The 25190-nt window shown below is 39.1% G+C and carries 20 protein-coding genes and 1 pseudogene; all 21 read left to right on the top strand.

Translation table 11 applies throughout. The features are described from left to right. The first annotated feature begins 395 nt into the window (after nucleotides 1–395). On the top strand, nucleotides 396–719 hold the full coding sequence (locus tag ACFINU_RS05290; protein WP_375618274.1) for a TrbC/VirB2 family protein: 324 nt from the start codon (nucleotides 396–398) through the stop codon (nucleotides 717–719). Next, the gene (locus ACFINU_RS05285; protein ID WP_273723684.1) at nucleotides 720–1028 is read left to right on the top strand and encodes a type IV secretion system protein VirB3; all 309 of its coding nucleotides are present in this window, start codon (nucleotides 720–722) and stop codon (nucleotides 1026–1028) included. Between the two features lie 22 nt (nucleotides 1029–1050). Beyond that, nucleotides 1051–3405, top strand: a complete 2355-nt coding sequence (locus tag ACFINU_RS05280; protein WP_375618275.1) for a VirB4 family type IV secretion/conjugal transfer ATPase — start codon at nucleotides 1051–1053, stop codon at nucleotides 3403–3405. Further along, nucleotides 3402–3887 (top strand): type IV secretion system protein VirB5, encoded by a 486-nt coding sequence (locus tag ACFINU_RS05275; RefSeq protein WP_375618276.1) that lies wholly within the window; start codon nucleotides 3402–3404, stop codon nucleotides 3885–3887. The genes ACFINU_RS05280 and ACFINU_RS05275 overlap by 4 nt, the downstream gene beginning before the upstream one ends. Beyond that, nucleotides 3874–4860 (top strand): type IV secretion system protein, encoded by a 987-nt coding sequence (locus ACFINU_RS05270; RefSeq protein WP_375618277.1) that lies wholly within the window; start codon nucleotides 3874–3876, stop codon nucleotides 4858–4860. The genes ACFINU_RS05275 and ACFINU_RS05270 overlap by 14 nt, the downstream gene beginning before the upstream one ends. 210 nt (nucleotides 4861–5070) lie before the next feature. Next, on the top strand, nucleotides 5071–5373 hold the full coding sequence (locus tag ACFINU_RS05265; RefSeq protein ID WP_375618278.1) for a type IV secretion system protein VirB7: 303 nt from the start codon (nucleotides 5071–5073) through the stop codon (nucleotides 5371–5373). Then, a complete protein-coding gene (locus tag ACFINU_RS05260) occupies nucleotides 5327–6031 on the top strand; it encodes a virB8 family protein (RefSeq protein ID WP_375618279.1) in 705 nt (234 codons plus the stop codon). Before ACFINU_RS05265 ends, ACFINU_RS05260 begins: the two co-directional genes overlap by 47 nt. Continuing rightward, complete coding sequence (gene virB9, locus ACFINU_RS05255; RefSeq protein WP_375618280.1) at nucleotides 6028–6894, top strand: P-type conjugative transfer protein VirB9; 867 nt, start codon at nucleotides 6028–6030, stop codon at nucleotides 6892–6894. Before ACFINU_RS05260 ends, virB9 begins: the two co-directional genes overlap by 4 nt. Continuing rightward, nucleotides 6887–8047, top strand: coding sequence for a type IV secretion system protein VirB10 (virB10, locus tag ACFINU_RS05250; protein ID WP_375612191.1), 1161 nt, complete (start codon nucleotides 6887–6889; stop codon nucleotides 8045–8047). Before virB9 ends, virB10 begins: the two co-directional genes overlap by 8 nt. Further along, the gene (virB11, locus tag ACFINU_RS05245; protein ID WP_375618281.1) at nucleotides 8044–9114 is read left to right on the top strand and encodes a P-type DNA transfer ATPase VirB11; all 1071 of its coding nucleotides are present in this window, start codon (nucleotides 8044–8046) and stop codon (nucleotides 9112–9114) included. Before virB10 ends, virB11 begins: the two co-directional genes overlap by 4 nt. Before the next feature lie 65 nt (nucleotides 9115–9179). Beyond that, nucleotides 9180–9395, top strand: a complete 216-nt coding sequence (locus ACFINU_RS05240) for an antitoxin VbhA family protein (RefSeq protein ID WP_375610603.1) — start codon at nucleotides 9180–9182, stop codon at nucleotides 9393–9395. 10 nt (nucleotides 9396–9405) lie between these two features. Further along, entirely contained in the window at nucleotides 9406–11031 is a 1626-nt protein-coding gene (locus tag ACFINU_RS05235) for a BID domain-containing T4SS effector (RefSeq protein ID WP_375618282.1), read from the top strand. 155 nt (nucleotides 11032–11186) lie between these two features. Next, nucleotides 11187–13106, top strand: coding sequence for a Ti-type conjugative transfer system protein TraG (traG, locus tag ACFINU_RS05230; protein WP_375618283.1), 1920 nt, complete (start codon nucleotides 11187–11189; stop codon nucleotides 13104–13106). Nucleotides 13107–13205: 99 nt separating this feature from the next. Further along, nucleotides 13206–13379 (top strand): hypothetical protein, encoded by a 174-nt coding sequence (locus ACFINU_RS05225; protein WP_375618284.1) that lies wholly within the window; start codon nucleotides 13206–13208, stop codon nucleotides 13377–13379. A 242-nt stretch (nucleotides 13380–13621) separates the two neighbouring features. Then, nucleotides 13622–15250, top strand: coding sequence for a BID domain-containing T4SS effector (locus tag ACFINU_RS05220; protein ID WP_375618285.1), 1629 nt, complete (start codon nucleotides 13622–13624; stop codon nucleotides 15248–15250). 249 nt (nucleotides 15251–15499) lie between these two features. Beyond that, nucleotides 15500–15682: pseudogene (locus ACFINU_RS05215) on the top strand (type IV secretory system conjugative DNA transfer family protein); the annotation flags it as partial. Between the two features lie 1195 nt (nucleotides 15683–16877). Next, nucleotides 16878–18476 carry a BID domain-containing T4SS effector gene (locus tag ACFINU_RS05210; RefSeq protein WP_375618286.1) on the top strand — a complete coding sequence of 533 codons (1599 nt, stop codon included), beginning with the start codon at nucleotides 16878–16880 and terminating at the stop codon, nucleotides 18474–18476. A 309-nt stretch (nucleotides 18477–18785) separates the two neighbouring features. Then, nucleotides 18786–20090 (top strand): BID domain-containing T4SS effector, encoded by a 1305-nt coding sequence (locus ACFINU_RS05205; protein WP_375667427.1) that lies wholly within the window; start codon nucleotides 18786–18788, stop codon nucleotides 20088–20090. A gap of 343 nt (nucleotides 20091–20433) precedes the next feature. Then, nucleotides 20434–21267, top strand: a complete 834-nt coding sequence (locus ACFINU_RS05200) for a BID domain-containing T4SS effector (RefSeq protein WP_375618288.1) — start codon at nucleotides 20434–20436, stop codon at nucleotides 21265–21267. A 354-nt stretch (nucleotides 21268–21621) separates the two neighbouring features. After that, complete coding sequence (locus ACFINU_RS05195) at nucleotides 21622–22902, top strand: BID domain-containing T4SS effector (RefSeq protein WP_375618289.1); 1281 nt, start codon at nucleotides 21622–21624, stop codon at nucleotides 22900–22902. A gap of 304 nt (nucleotides 22903–23206) precedes the next feature. After that, the gene (locus ACFINU_RS05190) at nucleotides 23207–25171 is read left to right on the top strand and encodes a BID domain-containing T4SS effector (protein WP_375667424.1); all 1965 of its coding nucleotides are present in this window, start codon (nucleotides 23207–23209) and stop codon (nucleotides 25169–25171) included. Nucleotides 25172–25190 lie beyond the last annotated feature (19 nt).

The raw sequence follows: 25190 nt of genomic DNA, 5'->3' as shown, positions 1-25190 counted from the left end.
TTAACACGCTCGCTCAAAAAATTCGTTTTTTTCCTATCATATCAGATTATTGATCAGCAATCCCCTTGTTTTTAAAGAAAAAATCCAAATATAAATGTTGCAGATTAACTACATTTTGTAAAGAATGATATTCTTTCTTTCATTATTTTAATATTGTTATTTTTACCAATATACACAACTTAAAATTGCCATTTTCATGTAACACAATCTCAACTTGAAAAGACTTCTGTCTCTTTACGAAGAAGAGCTTGAGAGTGAACAGATCCACGATCAAGGCTTTTAAAACAAACAAACAAGAAGAATTAAACTGTCATCAAATGACAGCACTCTTCAGTTTGTTAGAGGCAATGGAATGTCGACATATAAACAAATATTATTTGTTAAAGAGAGGTAAAATGACAGATAATAGATTCCAAAACATCATTTTTATCGTGACCATGCTGCTTTTTACGGCAGTTTTTGTATCTGATTTTTCTTATGCTGCTACTACTACTGGTGGTGGAGGTGGTCTGGGAAATCTTGATGGTGTTTTAGGCAACATTGTCACAATGATGACGGGTCCAACGGCAAAGCTTATTGCTATTATATGTGTTGCTGCTGTGGGGATTGGCTGGATGTACGGCTTTATTGATTTACGCAAAGCAGCTTACTGTGTTCTGGGGATTGCTATTGTTTTTGGTGCCCCTGCTCTTGTCGGTAAATTAGCGGGCACAGCATAAATGAACGAAGATACTCTTTTCCTTGCCTGTACGCGCCCGGCCATGTTTGCTGGTGTTACAATGGAAGCGATGGCGCTCAATGTCATGGCGACATCCATTCTTTTCATTTTGACCAGTGATTTTACCATGTTTGGTCTTGGGATTGGGATACACTTTATTTTGCGAGAAGTGACAAAGTACGATCACAACCAATTTCGCGTATTATTTGCATGGCTCAATACCCGAGGAAAACAAAAAAACCTCAACCGATGGGGAGGAGGTTCAACCTCCCCTTTACGCCTTATCCGCACTTATAAGGAACTAAGCTGAAGGAACGAAATTGGTGAAACAGATGTCAATAATGAAACGGGAAACTTTGCCTGAAGAATATATTCCCTATATACGCTACATCAACCAACATGTCATTGCTTTAAATTCACGCTGTTTAATGGTTGTGATGGCTGTTGAGGGTATAAATTTCGACACCGCGGATATTGATCAATTAAATTCTTTACACAACCAATTAAACACCCTTTTAAAAAATATCGCAGACGAACGGCTTGCTTTATATTCTCACATCATCCGCCGCCGTGAAACGATATACCCAGAAGGTCATTTTCTTTCATCTTTTGCAACAACATTAGATGAAAAATATAAAAAGAAAATGGTTTCGCAAGAACTGTATAGAAATGATTTATTTATTTCACTGGTTTGGAATCCGGTCGCGGATAAAACAGAAAAGCTGGTTTCATTTTTTCAGCGCTTGAGCAAAGCCAAGAAAACACAATCTGAACCCGATGAGGAAGCTATTCGTAAACTCGAAGAGTTAAGTCAAGATCTTATGCAAGGTTTGGAAGAGTATGAAGTCCGTCTACTATCAATCTATGAACATGAAGGACTTTTATTTGCCGAACAAAGTGAATTTCTCCACCAGCTAGTGGGGGGAAGACGTGAGCGTATTCCTCTCACATTTGGAACTATTGCTTCAACAATTTACTCGGATCGTGTTATTTTTGGGAAAGAAATTATCGAAATTCGCCATGAAAGCAATGAACGCTTTGTGGGCATGTTTGGATGGAAAGAGTATCCTTCTAAAACACGCCCAGGTATGACTGATGGTCTGCTTACGGTGCCATTTGAATTCATCTTAACACAATCCTTTGTCTTTAAAAGTAAAGCAGCCGCCAGTGCGATTATGAGCCGCAAACAAAATCAAATGATCAATGCAGCTGACCGTGCTAGCTCACAAATCGATGCACTGGATGAAGCGCTAGATGATTTAGAATCAAACCGTTTTGTTTTGGGAGAACACCACATTTCTTTAGCTGTTTTTGCTGATCATCCCAAAATATTGTCTGAAAACTTATCGAAAGCACGTTCCCATTTAACCAATGGGGGAGCAGTGATTGCCAGAGAAGATTTAGGATTGGAAGCAGCATGGTGGGCACAGCTTCCTGGAAACTTTAGCTATCGTGCGCGTTCAGGCGCCATTACCAGCAGAAACTTTGCCGCTTTATCGCCCTTCCATTCTTTCCCCGTTGGCAAACTGAACGATAATGTTTGGGGAGCTGCTGTCGCATTGCTAAAAACACAGGCTGGTTCACCTTACTATTTTAATTTTCATTATGGCGATCTTGGAAACACATTTGTTTGTGGTCCATCAGGATCTGGTAAAACAGTGATTGTTAATTTTCTTCTTGCACAATTACAAAAACACAATCCAACTATGGTTTTTTTTGATAAAGATCAAGGAGCAGAGATTTTTGTACGGGCTGGAGGAGGAAAATACAAACCTTTAAAAAATGGGCAGCCTACGGGTATTGCTCCCTTAAAGGGCATGAAATACACCGAAAAAAATAAAATCTTTCTTCGTAATTGGATCTTAAAGCTGGTGGCCGCTGAAGGGCAAATCGTAACGGAAGAAGAGCGACAAGATATCGCCAAAGCCATCGATTCCTTAGAAAACTTACCCCCAACCCAGCGCTCTCTTGGTGCCCTTCAACTGTTTTTTGACAACACATCCAAAGAAGGGATTGCCATACGGCTGCAACGCTGGATTAGAGGCAATGATTTAGGATGGGTTTTTGATAATGATCAAGATGATCTCAATTTAAATGCGCAGTTCATTGGCTATGACATGACCGATTTCTTAGATAATGAAGAAATTCGGCGCCCCTTAATGATGTATCTCTTTCACCGCATTCTTGATTTGATTGATGGGCGGCGCATCATTATCGTCGTTGATGAATTCTGGAAAGCTTTAGAAGATGATTCATTTAAAGCTTTTGCGCAAGATCGGCTAAAAACAATTCGTAAACAAAATGGCATGATGCTCTTTGCAACACAAAGCCCTAAAGATGCTTTGAACTCAACAATCGCGCACACAATCATTGAGCAATGCCCCACCCAAATATTTTTTCCAAATCAAAAAGCAAATTACAATGATTATGTCGAAGCTTTCAAACTTACTGAGCGTGAATTTGAACTGATACAGTCAGAGTTAAGCAGAGAATCCCGTCGTTTTCTCATCAAACAAGGACAAAGTTCCGTCGTTGCAGAACTTAACTTACGTGGAATGAATAATGAGATCGCCGTTTTAAGCGGCACAACAAAAAACATTGAACTCATGAATGAAATTATCAACGAATATGGAGCTGCCCCTGAAAAATGGCTGCCCATATTTTATCAAAGGAGAAAAAATCAATGAAAAAATATGGCTTAGTTACACTGTTATCTTTTTCTTTTATTTCTCATGCAATAGCGCAAACAACACCCGATGTAGATGAATATTATAAACAAGCACTCGAGAACACACAAAAATTAAATACTGCAAAATCTGAAACAGCTGAAAGCATTTATAAAACAGCAACTGAAACTGCAAAAAAAATCAAAGACATAAGTCAACAACTTGAAAATATTAAATCAAAACCAGACACAAAACCAGAAGAATTGCAAGCCCTTCGACAAGATCTTCAAGTAAAGCTTTCTCTTCTTCAAGCAGGTCTTCAAGTGAATTCTTTAAAACTTCAGTCTCTTGATATGATTCAAGCAAGAGATACGAAAACAAAAGATGAGCTACGTGAAGAAAAGGAACAACAAAAGCATAAATATCTTGAGGCACAATTAAAAGAAAAAGAAAAGAAATTAAAAGAAAAACTTGAAAGTACGAGTACAAATGTCAGACTTTAGTTTTTCTCCCTTTGAAAGCGTTTCTGGGTATATTTTAAAACCCCTCGATAATGTGATGGACACAACGGTGAGTGGGCTGTCTTCTGCTATTTCAGCGCCCTTAAATCTCGCCGCAATCATTTTTATCTTTCTTTATGGCTATAATGTTATGACAGGTCGCGTTGCGCTTTCCATGCATAGTCTTCTCAATAATGTTGTTAAAATCGTTGTTGTTACAACAATGGCAACGAATGCGGATACATTTAATACTTATGTCAAGGATATTTTCTTCAATGATTTATCCAATGCTATTGGGAATGCGCTTAACAGTAATCCTGCAAGCTCCAATGTTTTTGATTATATTTTGTTAAAGGCAAGTTCGCGTTATCAAGAAGTCTTATACAATGCTTGGTTTTTTGAAAAGATCATTGTGGGTCTTCTTGGTTCTATCATGCTTCTCGCGGTTATTCTTTTTTGTATAGGTGGTTTTATTGTGCAAATGTTTGCACAAGTTGCACTGGTCATGATTATAGGTCTTGGTCCTCTATTTATTAGTTTGTATTTGTTCAATGCAACGCGAAAATACTCTGATGCATGGATTACAACTTTGATCAATTTTACCATTTTACAAGTTCTCGTAATCATGCTTGGAACCATTATATGTCAAGTTATCCTACAGGTTCTCAAAGTTTCATATGAATCAATTTACGTTCTTTTTCCCCCTGTCATCGTCATTTCGATCATAGGAGTTATTATCTTCCGTGCGCTTCCTGGTATTGCAACAGCGCTGGCCTCTGGCGGACCATACTTTAACGCTGGTGTCTCTTCAGGAGGACAGATTTTTACAATGCTTTCCAATGGTGCAAGAGCGAGTGGCAATGCAGTAAAAAATGCCACTTCACAAATCTCAGGAGCTGCCGGTAACGCTGTTAGAAGTGCGGCAGGGGCGGCAGCAAAAGCAGGTAAATCTGGAGGCGGTCGTGGTCGATTTTAAGATAAAGCACCTCTTTAAAAGAATAAGCATTTTTGTTTTTGCCTTGTGTGCGCCCTTTGGCGTACACGCCATGATCCTGTTCCAGATAAGATCTAACATCTTGGGTCTAACAACAAAACCAATCAAAATCTTGCATCACATAAACTTGTAAAAATGTTCAGAACAAAGGCTCTCATGCATTGTATTCCAAGATATTTGTGAGTTCAAAAAATGAAACGAAAAATAACTTTTGTTATGGTCCTAACAATCGCTCTTACTGGTTGTGCCTCTTTGAGTGGCCCTAAAAAACCACCACGCTGTAATGGTAAACATACACGTGCTTTAAATAAAGATAAGTGGAATTGGGACAATAAAAACATTGTCTACCCAGAAAAGAGCGTAAAGCCTGTTACCACTCCCATCATTCTCAATACTTTGGAAAGTGAAAAAGTAATAGCCAATTCAGCTTTATTAAAGCCGGTTATTCATGAAGCACGATCTGATAAAACTGTGGAGGTTATGCGTGAAAAGTGATGCCCTTGAAGAATATATAAAAGAAGCGCGCTCATTTGACATTGATCGCATGCATAGCATGCGCGTGCGGATGAAAATCTCCATGGCTTTAACAGTGCTTTTTGGATTAATGACAATTGCGCTGGCTTTAGCTGTCGCAGCTTTGACGCCTTTGAAAACGGTAGAACCTTTTGTTATCCGCGTTGATAACTCAACAGGCATTATTGATACTGTAAGCGCCCTAAAAGAATCCCCTAACGACTATGATGAAGCGATAACGCGTTATTTTGCCAGCCAATACGTTCGCGCTCGTGAAGGTTTTCAAGCATCAGAAGCAGAAAACAATTTTCGCTTAATCTCTCTTTTATCTTCTCCAAAAGAACAAAACCGTTTTGCAAAATGGTACGCGGGTAACAATCCAGAAAGTCCGCAAAATATTTATCATAACATGATTGCTACGGTCACAATCAAATCAATTTCTTTTATAAGTAAAGATCTTATCCAAGTTCGTTACTATAAAACGATCAGAGACTTGAATGAAAAAGAAAATATTTCCCATTGGATTTCAATCTTAAATTTTTCCTACGTGAACGCACACATTTCAACGTCTGATCGTCTTATCAACCCTCTTGGTTTTCAAGTATCGGAATATAGATCTGATCCAGAGGTGATAAAATGATCAGACTTTTACAAACAATCTCTTTAATTTTTACGATCACTGTCAGCTTTCACACAGTTCTCTCACTTGCAGAAACAGCGCCTGTCAGTGCACGTAAAGATAACCGCATCAGATTTGTCAATTATGACCCCTACAACGTCGTACAAATCATTGGCTCCATTCGCTCTTCGGTTCAACTAGAATTTGCCGTTGATGAAGAAGTAACCTATGTAGGAATTGGAAATTCGGTTGCTTGGCAAGTTGCACCGGCTGGACACTTTGTTTTTCTCAAACCACGTGAAGTCCAGCCTGTGACAAATTTACAAATTGTCACAAGCCGCCAAGATGGAACACAACGCTCTTATCAATTCGAGCTACAAGTCCGTGAAGGCGATGTTTCAGCCGGCAATGAGACGTATTTCTTAGTAAAGTTTCGTTATCCAGAAGATGAAGCCTTACGTAAGAAATTAGCCGAAGCAGAAAGAGAAAAACAACGTGAAGAAAACTTTGTCAATGATATTTTAAATATCCATGAAGATTTTGGACCACGCAATTGGGCTTATGAAGCTCAAGGCTCATCCCTTATTGAACCCGCTTCTGTCTATGATAATGGGAAAACAACAACCTTTACCTTTTTAGGCAACATTGAAATCCCTGCCATTTACATTGTATCGCCTGATGGGCAAGAAGCGCTTATTCCCAAATCGATTAAAGGCAACAAGGTTATTGTTCATGCAACAGCTGCACAATTCACGCTACGACGTGGGAATGAAGTATTGTGCATCTTTAACAAAAGGTTCGTACCAAAAGGAATTAATCCTGAAACAGGTACGACATCACCATCTGTACAACGTAAAGTGAACCTAGGAAGCAGCCATGAATAACACCGTGGATGAAAAAAGCATTAATGATCGCGATACAATAAAAAATGCTCAAGGGAAAAGTCAACAGAACAATGTGGGGAAAGCTATTGCTCTTATTATTCTTTTCAGTGTCTGTCTTTATTTAGCCTATTCAACACTTGTTACAGACAAAAAGCAACCAATTGAATCTTCAAAAGAAGGAAAAGTTATAAAACAAACAGAGCTTTTTCATCCTGCAAAGCCTACCCCTCCCCCCTTTGAACAGCCTCAACGAAATAACGCTCTATTACCAAAAGTCGAGCTACCAACACCAAACATCAATCAATTAAATTCTGATGACTCACTGCTGGAGGCAGCACAACGTGCTCCTGTATTAGCTTATGCAAGTACACAACAAGGCAAAATAGATTCACAAACAAATAATGGTGCTTTGCCTCACCAACTTGAAAGTAAACCTGATGAAACGACACAACGTTTTAATCATCTTCTCAAACCCACAGTGCTTGAAGGTATTCGTGCTTCAACCCTTGGCAATCGAAACTACATCATCGCGATGGGAACTTCTATTCCTTGTATTTTAGAAACAGCCATCAACAGTGATCAACAAGGTTTTGCCAGTTGTATCATCTCCAGAGATATCTTATCAGACAATGGTCGTGTTGTGCTTCTTGATAAAGGCACCCAAATTGTTGGTGAATATCGCGCCGGATTGAAAAAAGGCCAAACACGTCTCTTTGTACTATGGAATAGAGCAAAAACCCCCAATGGTATCATTATATCCTTAGCTTCACCGGCAACGGATGCTTTAGGACGTTCTGGTATGGATGGAGATATTGATAACCATTGGCTCGAGAGGATTGGGTCTGCGCTTCTTGTCTCACTAATAAAAGATGCAACACACTATGCCAATAAACGTTTATCAAAAAAACAGGAAAAAGAAGAAACTGAAACAATTTCTTCAGGACAAAACATCGCAAACATTCTCGTAGAAAATTACGCCAATATTCCTCCAACATTATCCAAAAACCAAGGGGAAATGGTGAATATCTTTGTCGCCCGCGATTTAGATTTTTCCAGCGTTTATAAATTGAAAGTCATCGAAAACAAAAAACAGATTATCAATCGAGCTGTTTCAAGAAACTTTTACAAAAATTCGGCGGTAACTTTAGAATGAACTCAAACTTACACACCATGAGCGATGAAACGGTCGCGATTGTTCTCACAAAACTTGAACCCATCAGTGCTTTTTTGAAAGATGAGAGCCTTTTTGAAATTGTTATCAATCGTCCCTATCAAGTGATGACGGAAGGATTTGATGGATGGAAAACAATAGAAGCACCGGGGCTCTCTTTTAATGAGCTTATGGGGATTGCGAAAGTTGTAGCATCCTATTCCAAGCAAAACATATCGGATAAAAACCCAATATTATCTGCAACGCTACCAGGCAATGAGCGTATTCAAATTGTCATTCCACCCGCTGTCGAAAAAGACACGATTAGTATGACAATTCGCAAACCGTCATCTCAGAGTTTTTCTCTCGAAGAGCTTGCCAATAAAGGTCTCTTCTCGCTATGTGAGCAGGTATCTTTCACGCCACTGAATGATTATCATACGCGTTTTAACGAACTCAAAATCATCGAGCATAATTTAGCCAATGCCTACTGTAATAAAGACTTTGTCTCTTTTTTAAATCAAGCTGTAGAATGCCAGAAAAATATTTTAATTGCGGGAAAAACCGGTTCGGGTAAAACAACATTATCAAAAGCATTAATCGCCAAAATTCCTCAAGAAGAGCGTATTATCACCATTGAAGACACGCAAGAATTGGTGATCCCACACCCTAACCATGTCTCAATGTTCTATTCAAAAGATGGACAAGGCTTAGCCTCCGTTGGCCCCAAAGAGTTGCTTGAATCATCTTTACGGATGCGTCCTGATCGTATTCTTTTGCAAGAGCTTCGAGATGGTACAGCCTTTTATTATATTCGCAATGTCAATTCAGGCCATCCAGGTTCCATTACGACGGTTCACGCATCAACAGCACTTGCAGCCTTTGAGCAGATGACCCTTTTGGTCAAAGAAAGTGAAGGCGGTGGTGATTTAGAGCGTGATGATATTCGAGGACTGTTGATTTCAATGATTGATATCATCATCCAATGCAAACGGATTGAAGGAAAATTTAAGGTCACAGAAATTTATTACGATCCCTTCAAACAACGAAACATCTTTGGAGGTGACTAAAAGAAGATCACACCGGCTGCCAAAGGCTCTTTTAAAGCAATGATTGCAAATAAGAGAAAAAATGCATGAAAACCAACGAAACAGAAAATAGAGAAAATCTTTTATCGATGACAGAAGAAGAATTAAAAAAACGCCGTGAAGCCGTTGAAGCAGCCATCAGCACCCATGCGATAGAGGGAATAGCGCTTCATCCTACAACACTCAAAATTTTAGAAGAATACGCAAAGGGAAATATTTCACTCGAGGAATTTAACACTCTGATGGACAACGTAAAATTATAAGGAAGCTACGATGCCAAAAGCAAAAGCAAAAACAAAAAATATACAGATAGTTTCTCCCCATCATTATGTCTACCCAAACACCACAACACTCAAAAATAAATATGGAATAAAAGACTTAAAATCCTTTCTGGAGAAATGCTCACATGATACAGCAGAAGCAATGGTTAATCTGCGTGAAGCCCCCTTACCAGAAAAGTTTGATAGCTCCTATCTATGCTCTATTCATCACCACTTATTTAAAAATACCTTTGAATGGGCTGGATATATGCGCCATCTCCCCTTTACATTTGAAGATGGCACCATAGCCGCCATGCCCGAAATGAAAAGAACAGGATGGGAAAATCCTTTTGCACTCGGCGATGAAATCCAAGACGGTTTACAAAAATTAGATCAAACGCTTGCCGAAAAAGATAATTTGCAAGGCTTAACGCGCGAGAAATTTAACGCTGAAGCAATAAGCTTATTTAACACCCTTAACCAACTTCATCCTTTTAGAGAAGGCAATGGACGTACACAACGGGTCTTTTTTGAAAAGCTTGCTCAAGCAGCAGGGCATCAGCTTAACTTTTCACTTGTTACAAAAGAACGCATGATGCTCGCCAGTGTTGCTGTAGCAGAAAATGGTGATCTAGAACCAATGCAACATCTGTTTGAGGATATCTCCAATCCCAATAAAATACTTCTTTTAAAGGAATTCATGAGCAACATGAAAGAACTTGGGCGCAATGTTAATGATCGTCCTGTTATGGTTGCAAAAGAAGGTGAAACCTACACAGGCACCTATAGGGGTGCTGGTTATGATAGCTTTGCTTTCAATGTGAAAGGCGCTTACATCATCGGCAATAAAGAACAACTCACACCAGAACAACTCAAAACATTAAAACCTGGTGATAGATTTACCTTTACCGTTCCCAAAACAAAAAAGCTTGAAAGCATTCTCATTCCAGAAGAGAGATTAGCCCCTTTGACAGAAAATGAAACGGCCCAAATGGTTGTAGAAGATTCTTGTGTCCACGCAAGCCTAAAACAGGTCCAGCAATTGTCAAAAATTGTTTATGGTAGTACAAAAACATTAAACAAACAGATGGTAGAAATCATCAAAAATCCAAGCTTAGTCCAACAGCTCGCCAACCAGATTGAAAGAGCACCGCACTCTATTTCTCATCTTGCCGGTTTCAGTTTATGTGGACTACAAAATCAGAGACGTGCAAACGCTAAAAATCATCTTGAGATGCTCTGTACTGCCGTTGTAAATTTTGCGCATGCTGTAAAATATGCTGAAAAGGAAATTACGCAAGAACATGCAACAGAACAAAGTCGCCTTGCAAAAATGGTAGAAATGCCAAGTCAAAGCTTGCAAAACCTCTTCGCCTTGCCAAAAGAATTACAGCAAGAAGCTTTAGCAAAAAATCCTTTATGTCAAAAAGAGCTCAGCAACTTTGTAAAAAAGATCAACACCCGTCTCTCACCAAATGAACATAAAGCAGTTCAAAATAATGATTATGAAACATTGGCTCAAAGCATTGGTGTATCAGAAAATAAAGCGAAACAAATTATTAAGCAAACCAAAGAAGTACACCAGCAAGCACAAGTATGCACAATGCACCGTTCCAAAGCATTCGCTATGGCCTGCTAAGAATAGACAAAACCTTCCTCCTTAATGAGAAAGGCTCATAAGCGAAAACTGTTTGGCGTTATCTGCACCTTTGCAAAAAGAGATGAGAGTTCATATCACACACCTGGAAAAGAGCATTTCGCAACATATTCTGACAGAATTGAAAGTAAAATACAATGAAATATACCAAAACACAAATGGTACTCATTTTAACACCGATCGCTTTAGGTGCTTTAACGATATTCCTTGTCCCTCATTTTTTATTGTTTATAACAAATGGACTAAAAAGCGATCAAATTTATTGGACACTTCGTTCTGAGCCTTTATTAGTCTTAGCACTAACGGCTGCTGTTTCATTGTTGTATAGTCTCTCGCAAAAACTACACCTGCGTAAAATGATCACTTTTGTCTCCGTTGTCTTTTTTGGAACAACCGCTCTTTACTATATTGGTAGTGAAATAAAACGCTTAAGTCCCTATGTTGGCCAACAAGGAATAACATGGGGCTATGCTCTTCAATTCATGGACCCCATGGTTGTTTTTGGCATCATCATTGGTGTTTTTTTTTCCATCATTCAATTCGTAACAACCCTTCCCCCTAAAAGTAAGGTCAAGCGCGCAAAAAAAGGTATTTTTGGTGAGGCCGCTTGGATGAATTTAAGAGAGGCAGCAAAAATCTTTCCTGCCAATGGGCAAATTGTTGTGGGTGAAAGATACCGTGTCGATCAAGATAATGTGTGCAACATTCCCTTTGCACCTGGCAATAAAACAACATGGGGAAAGGGTGGAACAGCCCCTTTGCTAACCTTTAATCTTGATTTTGGTTCAACTCATATGATCTTTTTTGCTGGTTCTGGTGGCTATAAAACAACAAGTACAGTAGTTCCTACGTGTTTAACCTATCCAGGGTCTATTATTTGTCTTGATCCTTCAACAGAAGTTGCCCCAATAGTCAAATTTGCCCGTCAAAAGATGGGGAATAGAAATGTTATTGTTCTCGATCCCAATTCACTTTTAACAAAAAGTTTTAATGTCATCGATTGGCTTTTAGATGACAGCGTACCACGCACACAACGTGAAGCAAATATTGTAAGCTTTTCCAAACTGCTTCTCACAGATAAAAAATCAGACAATTCTTCAGCAGAATATTTCTCAACACAAGCCCATAATCTTTTAACGGCTCTTCTTGCTCATGTCATATTTTCTGATGAATATGAAGACCATGAGCGCAATTTAAAAACATTGCGCTCAATTCTTTCTCAATCAGAAACAGCTATTGTCAATCAATTACGCATGATTCAAGAAACAACCCCTTCTCCTTTTATTCGCGAAATGGTTGGTATTTTTACAGAAATGGCAGAACAAACCTTTTCAGGCGTCTATACAACCGCCTCAAAAGACACCCAATGGCTTTCTTTGTCGAATTACGCAGATCTTGTCTGCGGCGATGATTTTGCCTCTTCAGATATTGCCAATGGCAATACAGATGTTTTTCTCAATCTCCCTGCCAGCATTTTAAACAGTTATCCAGCAATAGGACGTGTAATTATTGGGGCCTTTCTCAATGCCATGGTTATAGCGGATGGTAACTATAAAAAGCGAGTTTTATTTGTCTTAGATGAAGTTGACCTTCTAGGCTATATGAATATTTTAGAAGAAGCGCGTGATCGTGGACGTAAATACGGAACATCCCTAATGCTCTTTTATCAATCTTCTGGTCAGTTGGTCAATCACTTTGGAGAATCAGGAGCACGTTCATGGTTTGAAAGCTGCTCCTTTGTCAGCTATGCTGCCATTAAAGACCTCCAAACGGCTAAAGATATTTCAGAACGCTGTGGTCAAATGACTGTTGAAGTCACCGGAACGAGCAAATCAAGAGGTTTATCTTTAGGAAAGAGCTCTTACAATATCAATTACCAACAAAGAGCTCTCATTTTACCCCACGAAGTTATTCAAGAAATGCGTCAAGATGAACAAATTATTCTGATGCAAGGACAACCCCCTTTACGTTGTGGTCGAGCGATCTATTTTAGAAGAAAAGAAATGTTAGCCGCAGCTGCAAAAAACCGTTTTGCCCCAAAAGCACAGAAAAACTAAAAAACACCCTCTAATGGAGGCCATGCATCAAAACAAAAACATCAAAGGATAAAAGCAGAGATTCTATCTCATAAAAGCCTATAAAGAAGGAATTCCCGCTTGATACAACAAGAAAAGTATGGAGAAAAGTCTTTGAATGATGGTATTATGCCTGTGCTTACCAATGCCAATTTTCTTTATAAAGCACTCTCCTCCTCTCCAAATAATAAATACCAATCACACCTCTGCCTTGAGAATCCTATCAAGAAACTTTTGAAGGCAACGCTTTTATAGGGAAATTTTTCTACAAAAAAATTAAAAGACAATATGCATGAAAACAACCCAAATGAACCATTCTCTCTCAGTAAAAGAAAAAAGTGGCAAGATAAAGATTGATACACTCAAAAACACCTACGAATTTGAGGGATTTTTCCTCACCCAAGTCTCAACATCTCAAAACAATATGCGTGGGGGATTTTCAAACAAAAAGTTTAACACACTCTCATGGACAATGTAACATTATAAGGAATGTAACAATGCCAAAAGCAAAAGAAAAAACAAAAGGAATTCCCTCACCCCATAATTATATCTATCTTGGTACCCAAATTCTCAAAAATAGATATGGAGAAACAGATTTAAAACGCTTTCTGGAAAAATGCTCACATGATAGGCAAAAAGCCATGATCAATCTGCGTGCAGAACCCCTGCCAGAATATTTTAATTCAACTTATCTATGCCATATCCACCAACAATTGTTTAAAAATACCTTTGTATGGGCTGGACATCTGCGCCATATCCCCTTCGCATTTACAGACGATAGCATTGCCGCCATGCCAGAAATGAAAAGAATGGAATGGGGCAATAATTTTGCAACCGGTGAAGAAATTCCTGAACTCTTACAAAAATTAGATCAAACGCTTGCCGAAAAAGACAATTTGCAAGGCTTAACACGCGAAGAATTTGTCAAGGAAGCAACGAGTCTATTTTATTCTCTTCACAAAATCCACCCATTCATAGATGGCAATGAGCACACAGAACAAGTCTTTTTTGAAAATCTTGCCAAAGCTGCAGGACATCAGCTTGACTTTTCGCTTGTCACACAAAAACGTATGATGGCTGCCTGTAGCGAAGCAATGCAATATAGCAATACACAACTGTTGAAAGATCTTTTTGAGGATATCTCCAATCCCCCCAAAATACGTCTTTTAAAAGAATTTATGGACCATATAAACAATACGGGACGCAACGTGGATGATCGCCTTGTTATAGCAACAAAGGCAGGAGAAACCTACATAGGAACTTATAAAGGTTGTTATTCAGAAGGTTTTATACTCGATGTGCAAGGAACTTACATCATTGGTAGCAAAGATGATCTCACACCAGAACGATTAAAAACACTAAAACCTGGTGATATCATTACCTTTACCGCCCCCAACAGCAAAGAGCTTGAAAACACGCTTATTCCAAAAGAAACATTAGCGCCTCTCACAAAAAGTGAATGTGCCAAAACAGTTGCGCTAGATAGTTACGTTCTCAAAGCTCAAAAGCAAGTCCGAGCTTACACAAAAACTGTTTATGGTGACGCAAACGTATTAAACGAACAGATAGAAGAGATTATTAAAAATCCAGAATTAGGCAGACAGTTTGCTAATCAGATTAAACAGGCACCGCACTCTGTTTCTCCTCTTGCAGGTTTTAGTATATGCGGTCTACAAAATCCGGCACGTATACACGCTCGAAATTATCTTGATGTGCTCTCTCTTGCAATTGAGAATTATGTGTATACTGTAGAAGCTACCTATAATATAGTCACTCGAGACCATAAAATTAAACAAGAACGCCTTGGAAAAGCGGTAGAGAATCCCAGTCAAAACTTGCAAAATATTTTTGCTTTATCACCGGAAAAACAAAGAGAAATCTTGTCTCAATCTCCTCAATTACACCAAGAGCTCCGTACTTTTATAAACAGTTTAGAACATCGTCTCTCATCAAACGAATGTAGTGCGATCACAAACAAAGATTATGAAACACTTGCACAAAATATTGGTATATCAGAACAGAAAGCACGAGAAATTACCGACATTGTTCAAAAAGCAAGGAACGCTCATAGCCAATTCTACACACGCACACAAAATCGTTCAAATACACTTGCTATGGCCAACTAAAAAATATGAAACTTTGTTTTTTTTGATTTAAACACCTATGTGGAAGAGATATTTTAATATTCTTATCATACATGCAAAAAACAGACTACTTAAGCGCCCTACCACCAATTTTGCACATAGCATATACAACATATCCAAAGCAATTGGACAGGATAATTGTTAATTCCTTTTAAACGTCATGATTACTACTGACGAAAGCTACAAAAGCCTATTTTATTTGTCTTAGATGGAGTCGATTTTCGTGGTTATATGAATATTTTTAAAAGAGCACTCATTTTACCCCACGAAGTTATTCGAGAAATGCGTCAAGATGAACAAATTATTCTGATGCAAGGCTCCCCTTCGCGATGTGGTTGCGCCATCTATTTCAGAAGGAAAGAAATGTTAGCCGCAGCTGCAAAAAACCGCTTTGCTCCACAAAAGAAAAACTAACTTCCTATTATGAGATCTTGACTATGAAAAGACCAACCACAAAAACAACATACATTTCTATTTTTTAAAAACCCGTTAACAAAAAGTTTTTGACCGCTTCTTCACACATAAGGAAAACATGATAAAAAATCCGTGTTTTTTCCTTTTTGTATTTTGTGTATCGTTTTACCAGTACCCATCGTCTTTACAAGAAAGCCCCCCCTCAAATCACCTATAACCAAACCAACATTTCCACTTGAGAACGTCCTGCAAATACATTCCTACAAAGCTTTTTGTTTATAATTTATCCCCTACAAACAAGCAAAAACATTTCACAACGCTAATCACCAATATCAAGACTTAAGAAAAAAACGGTTGATCTTTGAGACAACAACTCTCAAAACACCTACACTCAAGAACATCGATTTTTCCCAAAAAATATTTAAGATATACATCAAAATGAATAAATCATTCTTATACAAGCTTTTCCCCCTTTACGATATCATAAAGTGTTCTATTTTAATGATAAAGCGCTGAAAAAGGCTTTTCTCCCCAACCAAAGAAAGGGTTTCCTCTCTTATGGATCTTAAAGCAGCGCAATATAATAAGAGCAACAATACAAAATAAAAAACATTTTGTTGCAAAAATACACAAAAAAGATGTTCGTATGGCAAGATATTCATATGGAGCAATAAAAAAAACATAATGGAGAAAAATTTTTGATGACAGCTTTTGCCCATAGATTCACCAATCTGAGAGCTGTGTATGAAAAGTACCAGCACCATCCACTAACCAAGAGCGATTACACCCGCTATATCCACGCCCCTCATCAAAGCGCTCTTGCAAACAATTTTGTTAAAGGAAAAAACAACAATTTTAAGCAACATTTTTCTTTTTGACCTCTTCCTTACACCTCAAAAAACGAAGACTTTACCCAGAGTCAATTTATAGAAAATCCATTTTCTGATCACTCATGGGCTTCATATCAGCGCCCTAAATACCAGCATTTTACAGTACAAGATAATAAACAAAGGAAACATCAGAAAAGCTTTTCAAAAGCATCACGAAACGATTGATACAACATCCATACACTGAAGGGAAAAACACTCCCTCTCATAACACCCAAAATCTCAAAAGAATACGCGAAGGGGAATTTTTCACATCCAGCGTTTAAGACGCTCATCAACCACCACCCTACCTACTTAGGAGAGATTACATGTTAGAGCAAAATTATCTATATAAAGGAACCAAAACACTCAAAAATAAATATGGCATCAAAGACCCTAAAAAACTGTATCAACGCAGTACCCATGATGTCACTAAAGCAGCCGTCAATTTTCGCCATGAACCATCCCCACAAAAATTTGATGCTTCCTATCTAAAACTAATCCACTGGAGCCTCTTCCACGAAACTTTTGAATGGGCGGGCCACACCCGCGATACATCCTTTACATTTGAAGATGGCACCACTGCCCATATGCCAGCGATGCGTCCCAAAGGTTATGAAGTTCCTTTTGCTATCGGTCCACAGATTAAAAAAAAACTCACACAACTCGAAAAAATACTGAACCAGAAGAACAATTTAAAAGGTTTATCGCGCCAAGAATTTGCTGAAAGTGCCGCTGAAGTTTTTATGGCGCTAGAGCACGCACATCCTTTTAGAAAAGGGAATGGGCGCGTCAATCGAATGTTTATGGAAAAACTTGGACAAGCAGCAGGGCATACCATTGACTTTTCTTTCATCACAAAAGAACGCATGACAGTAGCTTGTATTGAAGCCATGCAATATGGCAATCCCCAACCGATGAAAGATCTTTTTGAAGATATCACCCATCCGCAAAAATCCCTTGTTTTAAAAGAATTCATCTCCCAAATGAGAAACGCTGGACTGGATGAAATTAACGATCGTGTTGTTGTTTCAGCAAAGGAAGATGTAACCTATGAAGGCGTCTTTAGAGGTTTTTCAGCAGAAGGTTTTGTCATGGAAATAGAAGGGGCTTTCGTCGTCGGACACAAAGATGATCTCACCCCAGAACTCGTCAAAACATTACAAAACGGTGCCTGCCTCTGCTTTCAAAAAACCAACGTTCAAAGCTTAAAAGAAACACTGATCCCAAAAGAAACTTTAGCCCCTCTTACCCATGAAGAGTTATTTGAAAGGATTTCAAATGACGCTTATGTTGAAGGGAGCCGAAAAGAAATCGAAAATTTATCAAAGACTGTTTATGGTAAAACCCACGCCTTAAAAACAACATTAGATATCATAACGGCAGCTCCAGACTTAGGAAATCAGTTTGCCGATGAAACTTTACAAAACCCTCAATCAATTTCTAAATTTGCTGGGAGTAAAATACTTGGCATGAAAAGTTCAAATCGCAGACAAGCCGAACAGGCTGTTCCACAACTCAGCCAAGCCCTTAAAAATTATGGCGCAATAACACAACAAACAAAAGATGCAATTCTAGAGCAACACCAAAGAGAACAAAATCGCCTAAACCACACTGTCGAAAAACCTGGAAAAAATTTACAAAACCTTTTTGCCTTACCAGAAGAACAACAAAGGGAAGCTTTATTGCATTCTCGTTCACTGCGACAAGAACTCCATACCTTTTCACGACAACTACACAATCGTCTATCCTCAGAAGATCGTAAAGCCATACAAGAAAAAGATTATACCAGACTAGCTTGCCTCCTTGGGACATCGGAAAGCAAAGCAAAAGAAATTGCGAATACTGTAAAGAACACCCAAGAAGCACAATGTCAAGCTCGCAGCTTGAAAGTTAGTCGTTCCTCATCGCTGGCTCTTACCGGCTAAAAACGCGTGAACTTTTGCCTTCCAACAGAACTCTTTATACCAATCATTTTATCTCCATTACGCCACCAATTGTTTTAAAATGTTACAAAAGATAGTCCTAAAAATGAATCCTATAATTTACTATAACTTATTGATAATATTTCATAAAAAAACTGTATAAAAGACATAAATGTCCATTACATATCAATATGAATAGCGTGAAGTCTTTGGAGACCATTCAGTTTGATATTCTTCTTTTGTCCTAAAAAATATCAAAAAAGTGGGGAATGCGCCAAAGAGGTTTTCTAAAAATATTGAAAGGAAACAGCCATGAAAAAAAGTCACCCAACTCCTTCTACCAATGTAGAGGAACTAAGACGACAATTTGAACAACAAAATCTAGGAGCTTCTAATATAGGAGACCTCTACGCAAAGGTTAACAAACCACCCAAAGAACAGCGCAATTCACAACAATATACACTTCAACAACCACCAGAAACGATCTATGCTCCCCAAAAGCCACTTGAACAACAAAATCTAGGAGCTTCTAATGTAGGAGACCTCTACGCAAAGGTTAACAAACCACCCAAAGAACAGCGCAATTCACAACAATATACACTTCAACAACCACCAGAAACGATCTATGCTCCCCAAAAGCCACTTGAACAACAAAATCTAGGAGCTTCTAATGTAGGAGACCTCTACGCAAAGGTTAACAAACCACCCAAAGAACAGCGCAACCCACAACAATATACACTTCAACAACCACCAGAAACGGTCTTTGCTCCCAAAAAGCCACTAGAAAATCCCTATGACAGACTTGGTGGGAGACCGAGTGATGGGCGACGCACCGACAAACTCGTAAACCCCTATTCAATAACGGATTTGGCGGCGCAAGGTTGGCAAACACCCTACGACACAATTGGCGGAGGTGCACAGGGTGGAGGACATCCCCAAGAACCAGAACATCTCTATGCAGAGCTTGAAGTTGGTGAAAATGGTAGGCACTCTCCCCAAAGACCACTCGAATCTGTCTATACAACGGTTGGCATGGGAGCTGAAGGCGGGCAAGAGTCTGAACAACTAGAAAATCCCATCTATCTAGGCGTTGGCGGAAATAGAATCTCCCCTCCCAGAACCCCAAAAGATGTGGTTACAACAAGGCTTTTACAAAACACAAGCTTTCAATATGGTGTAAGAGAAATCCAAGAGCGATGCAAAGTTGTTTATGGAAAAGAACATGCTTTAAATGGACCACTTGCGAAGATCCTTGACGATCCTCAAAATGCAGAACAAATCTTATGGGACCTTGCAGAAAATCCTCAAAGCGCTGGTAAGCTTGCAGGTCACAAAATACTTGGTGTAAAATCTCCAAGCCGTAGAGAAGCTGAAGATGAGTTTCCCCACCTTTGTTCAGCTCTTGAGAGGCATATACATACGGCACAAAAGCTCCATAAACAGTTTACACATGAACAGGAAAGAGAAAGAGGTCAAAAACAAGAAAATCCAGAAAGAGAAGCAGAACACAGACACCACCATCATCATCATCACGCAAGAGGACAAGAACAAAATAGTCCAGAGTACAGCCCACAACAACAAAGACATGGAGAAAAAGGAATGGCTTTTGCCATGTAAGTGGACATAAACGTAAAAACAGATAGTTTTTGTTTTTCATGTAATCTTTTTTTCAGTGAGTTTCTTGGCGCAAATCGTTTCATAGCGATTGCGCCAAGAGTTGTTTTAAAATATTACAAAAAATAGTTCTAAAAGTGGATCCTGTAATTTATTGTAACTTATTGATAAAATTTCATAAAAAAACTGTATAAAAGACATAAATGTTCATTACATATCAATATTGAATAGCGCAGAATCTTTGGAGGTCATTCGGTTGGATATCTTCCTTTATATCAAAGTTATCAAAACTAAAAGTGGGGAATGCACCAAAGAGGTTTTCTAAAAATATTGAAAGGAAATATGTATGAAAAAACATCATCCACATCCTTCTGCAAATCCAGAAGCCCTCTATGCAAAAATTAATAAACCAACCAGAGGAAACCAGCGTGGACCAACCCCAGAAGAGGAAGTTCTATACACAACTGTTAGCAGTGTTTCTCCTTCAAGAGGTAAACATCAAAAGACAGAAGATCCTGAAACCGACTATACAACGGTTGCTTCTGCAAAACATGAAACTGATGTTCTATACGCATCAGTTAGCAGCGTTACTGCTTCTTCAAGAGGTAAAGATCAAAGGACAGAAGATCCTGAAACCGACTATACAACGGTTGCTCCGTACCAAAGAGGAAAGCCTTCATCTTCCCTCACAGCTGATCAAATAAGTGTCATGCTTTTAAAAAATCCACACGTCCAAGCACATGCAGAAGAAGTCATACACTGGAGTAAAATTGTTTATGGCGATGATACGATTTTCCAGCAGCACTTGCAAGGAATACTTACAGATCCCACTAAAGGAAAAGACCTTTCAAATCAACTTGCTGAAAATCCTGAATCTATGCATAAGCTCGCTGGCCGCTCCACACTTGGCATAAAAAGTCAAGCACGCAAAGAAGCTGAAGACGGTTTTAGATCGCTCGTTGATGCCGTTGATGGTTATACAAAGGCTGTACAAGACGCAGCAACAAGACTATCGCAAACCCCTCTAGCGGAACAAAAACGCCATCAAGAAAATTCTCAGCAAGTTGAGAGACACCATCATCATCATCGTCATCACGAAAGAGGACAAGAACAAAATAGTTCAGAGCACAGCCCTCAAAGACAAAGACAAGGAGAAAAAGGATTTTCTTATGCCATGTAAAGGGGCATAAACATAAAAACAGATAGTTTTTGTTTTTCATGTAATCTTTTTTTCAGTGAGTTTCTTGGTGCAAATTGTTTCATCGCGATTGCGCCAAGAATTGTTTTAGAATGTTACAAAAAATAGTCCTAAAAATGGCGCCTGTAATTCACGATAACTATTGATAACTTATTGATAATATTTCACAAAAAAACTGTATAAAAGACACAAATGTCCATTAAGCTGATTGCAAATAGCGCAGATCTTTGGAAGCTCATTCAGCTCGATATTTTTTTTGTCTCAAAGCGATCCAAGCATAAAAGGCAAGAATGCACCAAAGAGGTTTTCTAAAACAATTTTTGAAAGGAAACATGCATGAAAAAAAAACACCCTCATCCTTTTCCATCCTCTTCAATACAAGAACTTATAAAGCTCTATGAACAAGCGGCGGCAGAGGTCTCAGGCGCAGCCCCCCTTCCTAAAGAAACACCTTCAAAAAGCAAAAGACTGTCATCCATACCGGAAGAAGATGAGGAAAGACAATCTCTTTTAAGCGAAGAAACTGTACATGCATCAACAAATCCAACAGCTTCGTTAACAAGAGGCAGCTCTACCAAAAGGCAGCAAAAACCTGAAACGACACACTCAACAGTTACTTCACAAGTTACCCAAAGAACAACAAGAGTTATCTCAGAGGAAGAAATCATTCTATTGCTTCCACACCATTCATTGGTTCGAACCTATCAAGAGGAAATCCAACGTTTATCCGCAAGTGCCTATGGTAACCCAAACATTTTGCAAGAAAAAATGCAGGAAATTCAAAGAAACCCCGCTGCAGGAGAAGAGCTCTCATGGCGCATGGCAGCATATCCTGAAAGTTTTGCTAAACTTTCCGGCACCAGCGCGTTGGGCTTCAAAAGTCGAGTACGTAGACACGCGGAAGAGAGTTATTCCGCTCTCAGTGTCACCGTTGATTGTTATACAGAAGCTGTAAAACAGGCAAGAGAGAGCCTCGTACAATCTCCAGAGCAAGAACTCAAAAACTATGAACGCTTCATGGGGAAGGAAGCCGTCGCTAAACTTCTGCAAAAACCAGATCATCGTGAAAAAGAAACTCTTTCAGAGACAGAAATTTCTACCCAAATTCAACAACATTCAAAAGTCAAAAGACACCTCGCCCAAATCCAATATTGGTGTAAAGTTGTTTTTGGGAACGAAAACATTTTGCAATCACAAACAGAAGAGCTTTTCCAAAACCCTGAAACAATAGAAGCACTCGCACAGCAACTTGTCGGAAATCCTCAATCTTTTCACAAGTACGCTGGTCATAACTTTTGTGGCTTTAAAAATAAAGCACGCAGACATGCTGAAGCGGGTCTTTCTCACCTCATTGACGCCGCTGACAATTATGCAACAGCTGTAACACAAGTAAGAGAGAGCCTTTCAAAAACTCAGCAGGCAAAACAAGAACACAATGAAGCACCTTCTGACAGAGCGCAAAATTTGCATCAACAACAAAGCGTCTCACAGTCTGCTCAACGCCCTGAGCCTTCAATAGTAACGCATGAAGGAGCAACACCCCTTGGACAACAAAGAGAAACAGATGTTCGTCCTCGCAAAACTGCCGCCCCAAAAGCGATGGCTTTTGCCAGCTAAACAGACATAAGTTTTCACGTTGAATCTAACGTCTTGGCGCAACACAGGAAAGAGGTGTTTGCGCCAAGAAAGAGAGAAAAATTGAAACAAAATTTATTTTTCTGTCCCTTAACCCACACACTGAGAAAATAATCTTTAGAGAATGATTATGATCTGAACCATAAGAGTCAAATCGTGCGAGACCATTCAGTTTCATATCCTCTCTCATAAAAGCAAATGAAAAAGCATAAAACAGAATAAAAACCAACGTACATTTTTAAATAGTATTTAAAAACAATATTGGAAGAGTTTGAAAGGAACATGTATGAAAAAAAGAAATCCCTCCCCTTTTATCACCGAAATGATGGAAAAATTTCAACAACAGGCTGAACAATCCCCTACCAGAACCCCTCCTTCCCAAGTTTCTCAAAGTTTGCCAAAAGCAACTGTAGAAAAACGCCCAGAAAATTTATCCCCCCACCCAAAAGTTGCTCCACCACCACCCCCTCGTATGAAAAGCTCAGTGCAAACCAACACAATGTCTCCTAACGCCAAAAACCAAGAGACGCCTCCCCCACAAAAAAAAGCAGCTCCACCAAAACCTCCGCGTGCAAAAGAGAGGCAACAACATAAACAAACAGTTCAAGAGTCCCCCTTCCTACAGACAAAAGTGGCTCCACCCCCTCCTCCACGCATGAGAGAAAAAACACAAACCGGCACAACAATCTACAACTCAAAAATCCAAGAAAACTCCTCTCCGCACACAAAAGCAGCTCCACAAAGACCTCCACGTGCAAAAGAGAGGCAACAACATAAACAAACAGTTCAAGAGTCCCCCTTCCTACAGACAAAAGTGGCTCCACCCCCTCCTCCACGCATGAGAGAAAAAACACAAACCGGCACAACAATCTACAACTCAAAAATCCAAGAAAACTCCTCTCCGCACACAAAAGCAGCTCCACAAAGACCTCCACGCGCAAAAGATAAGCAACAAAACAAAACAACAGCTCAAGAGGGAGAACATCTCTATGCAACGCCTGCTCCGCCCCTTCCCCCACGCATGAGAGAAAGAGTACAAAATGGCACAAAAATCCAAAATCCTGAAACACACGAACCAAGTGTTAGACCCAAAACACTATCACATATGAAAGTCAGGCAGCAAAGCAGTTCATCATCACAAGACAGTGGAACATATGCCGTCCCGCCTTCAAGAAAACCGCACCGTATGGAAAACAGAAAACAAAGCGATACTGTCGTCCAAAAGCCTGCCTCTCCACACACAGCAATTGAACAACCAAAACCGTCTCACGAACAAAAACCATCTATTAATACAATGGAAAGAGAGCTATTGCTCGTAGCATATCAAGAAGAGATACGATTTTTGTGCAAAAAGGTTTATGGCGACCGACTTATTTTAGAAGAAAAAATAGCAGAAATTAAAGAAAACCCTGATATGGGAGAACAACTCTTATGGGATGTTACAGAACAGCCTAAGTCTATTTCTAAGCTTGCTGGTAGAAAAGTTCTTGGCATAAAAAATCATGCGCGCAAACAAGCTGAAGAAGCTCTTCCCACCCTATGTGCTGCCATTAACGGTTATGTGTATACTTCAAAATATACAAAAAGTGAAAATATTTTACAAGGTTCTCACACGGAACAACAACATCAGCGACAAGCACAAGAGGAAGAGCTAACAAATCAACATTTACAAAATCCGCTCAATTCAGAAAAGAAAATAAAGCCTCTCTCAAATGAGGAAATTGCCCGCAGAGTTCAAAAAGATCCATCGGTTCAATATGGTCAAAGAGAGATCCAATATTGGTGCCAAATTGTTTATAAGGATCCATTTATTTTGCAATATAGAATAGAAGATATGCAAAAAATTCCAGAGATGGGAGAAGAGCTTGTATTTCAAATTGAAAAGGATTGTACATCTGTTTCTCCGCTTGCTGGTAGACAAGTCCTTGGCATAAAAAATGGAGCACGCAAAGCTGCTGAAGAAAATCTTCCTACTCTTTGTACCGCCATTAAGGATTATGCTGAAACTGTAAAACAGTTAAGAGAAGGCATTGTGCAAAACCATCAGGAAGAACAACAAAAACGTCATCAACCACCTACCGATCTCGATAAAAAGTTGCAACAGCAGCAAAGCTTATCGCAGTCCCCGAAGCTACCTGAATGCTCAACAGCAAAGCAACTTCAAGAAGTTGCAGAAACATCTAGGCAAGAAGAGAAATCGCCTATTCGACCGCACAGAGCCGAAACATCAAAAGCAATGGCTTTGTCGTGACAGTCTAATCATCGTTGGC

Source organism: Bartonella sp. AC130YNZD, from assembly GCF_042196865.1.
Taxonomy (GTDB): Bacteria; Pseudomonadota; Alphaproteobacteria; order Rhizobiales; family Rhizobiaceae; genus Bartonella.
Note: the sequence above shows the minus strand (reverse complement) of the source record. Positions and strands in the feature narration are given on the sequence as shown.

Coding starts and splice junctions, on each gene's coding strand:
- ACFINU_RS05290 (WP_375618274.1), top strand. CDS start 396: ATGACAGATAATAGATTCCAAAACATCATTTTTATCGTGACCATGCTG.
- ACFINU_RS05285 (WP_273723684.1), top strand. CDS start 720: ATGAACGAAGATACTCTTTTCCTTGCCTGTACGCGCCCGGCCATGTTT.
- ACFINU_RS05280 (WP_375618275.1), top strand. CDS start 1,051: ATGTCAATAATGAAACGGGAAACTTTGCCTGAAGAATATATTCCCTAT.
- ACFINU_RS05275 (WP_375618276.1), top strand. CDS start 3,402: ATGAAAAAATATGGCTTAGTTACACTGTTATCTTTTTCTTTTATTTCT.
- ACFINU_RS05270 (WP_375618277.1), top strand. CDS start 3,874: ATGTCAGACTTTAGTTTTTCTCCCTTTGAAAGCGTTTCTGGGTATATT.
- ACFINU_RS05265 (WP_375618278.1), top strand. CDS start 5,071: ATGAAACGAAAAATAACTTTTGTTATGGTCCTAACAATCGCTCTTACT.
- ACFINU_RS05260 (WP_375618279.1), top strand. CDS start 5,327: ATGAAGCACGATCTGATAAAACTGTGGAGGTTATGCGTGAAAAGTGAT.
- virB9 (WP_375618280.1), top strand. CDS start 6,028: ATGATCAGACTTTTACAAACAATCTCTTTAATTTTTACGATCACTGTC.
- virB10 (WP_375612191.1), top strand. CDS start 6,887: ATGAATAACACCGTGGATGAAAAAAGCATTAATGATCGCGATACAATA.
- virB11 (WP_375618281.1), top strand. CDS start 8,044: ATGAACTCAAACTTACACACCATGAGCGATGAAACGGTCGCGATTGTT.
- ACFINU_RS05240 (WP_375610603.1), top strand. CDS start 9,180: ATGAAAACCAACGAAACAGAAAATAGAGAAAATCTTTTATCGATGACA.
- ACFINU_RS05235 (WP_375618282.1), top strand. CDS start 9,406: ATGCCAAAAGCAAAAGCAAAAACAAAAAATATACAGATAGTTTCTCCC.
- traG (WP_375618283.1), top strand. CDS start 11,187: ATGAAATATACCAAAACACAAATGGTACTCATTTTAACACCGATCGCT.
- ACFINU_RS05220 (WP_375618285.1), top strand. CDS start 13,622: ATGCCAAAAGCAAAAGAAAAAACAAAAGGAATTCCCTCACCCCATAAT.
- ACFINU_RS05210 (WP_375618286.1), top strand. CDS start 16,878: ATGTTAGAGCAAAATTATCTATATAAAGGAACCAAAACACTCAAAAAT.
- ACFINU_RS05205 (WP_375667427.1), top strand. CDS start 18,786: ATGAAAAAAAGTCACCCAACTCCTTCTACCAATGTAGAGGAACTAAGA.
- ACFINU_RS05200 (WP_375618288.1), top strand. CDS start 20,434: ATGAAAAAACATCATCCACATCCTTCTGCAAATCCAGAAGCCCTCTAT.
- ACFINU_RS05195 (WP_375618289.1), top strand. CDS start 21,622: ATGAAAAAAAAACACCCTCATCCTTTTCCATCCTCTTCAATACAAGAA.
- ACFINU_RS05190 (WP_375667424.1), top strand. CDS start 23,207: ATGAAAAAAAGAAATCCCTCCCCTTTTATCACCGAAATGATGGAAAAA.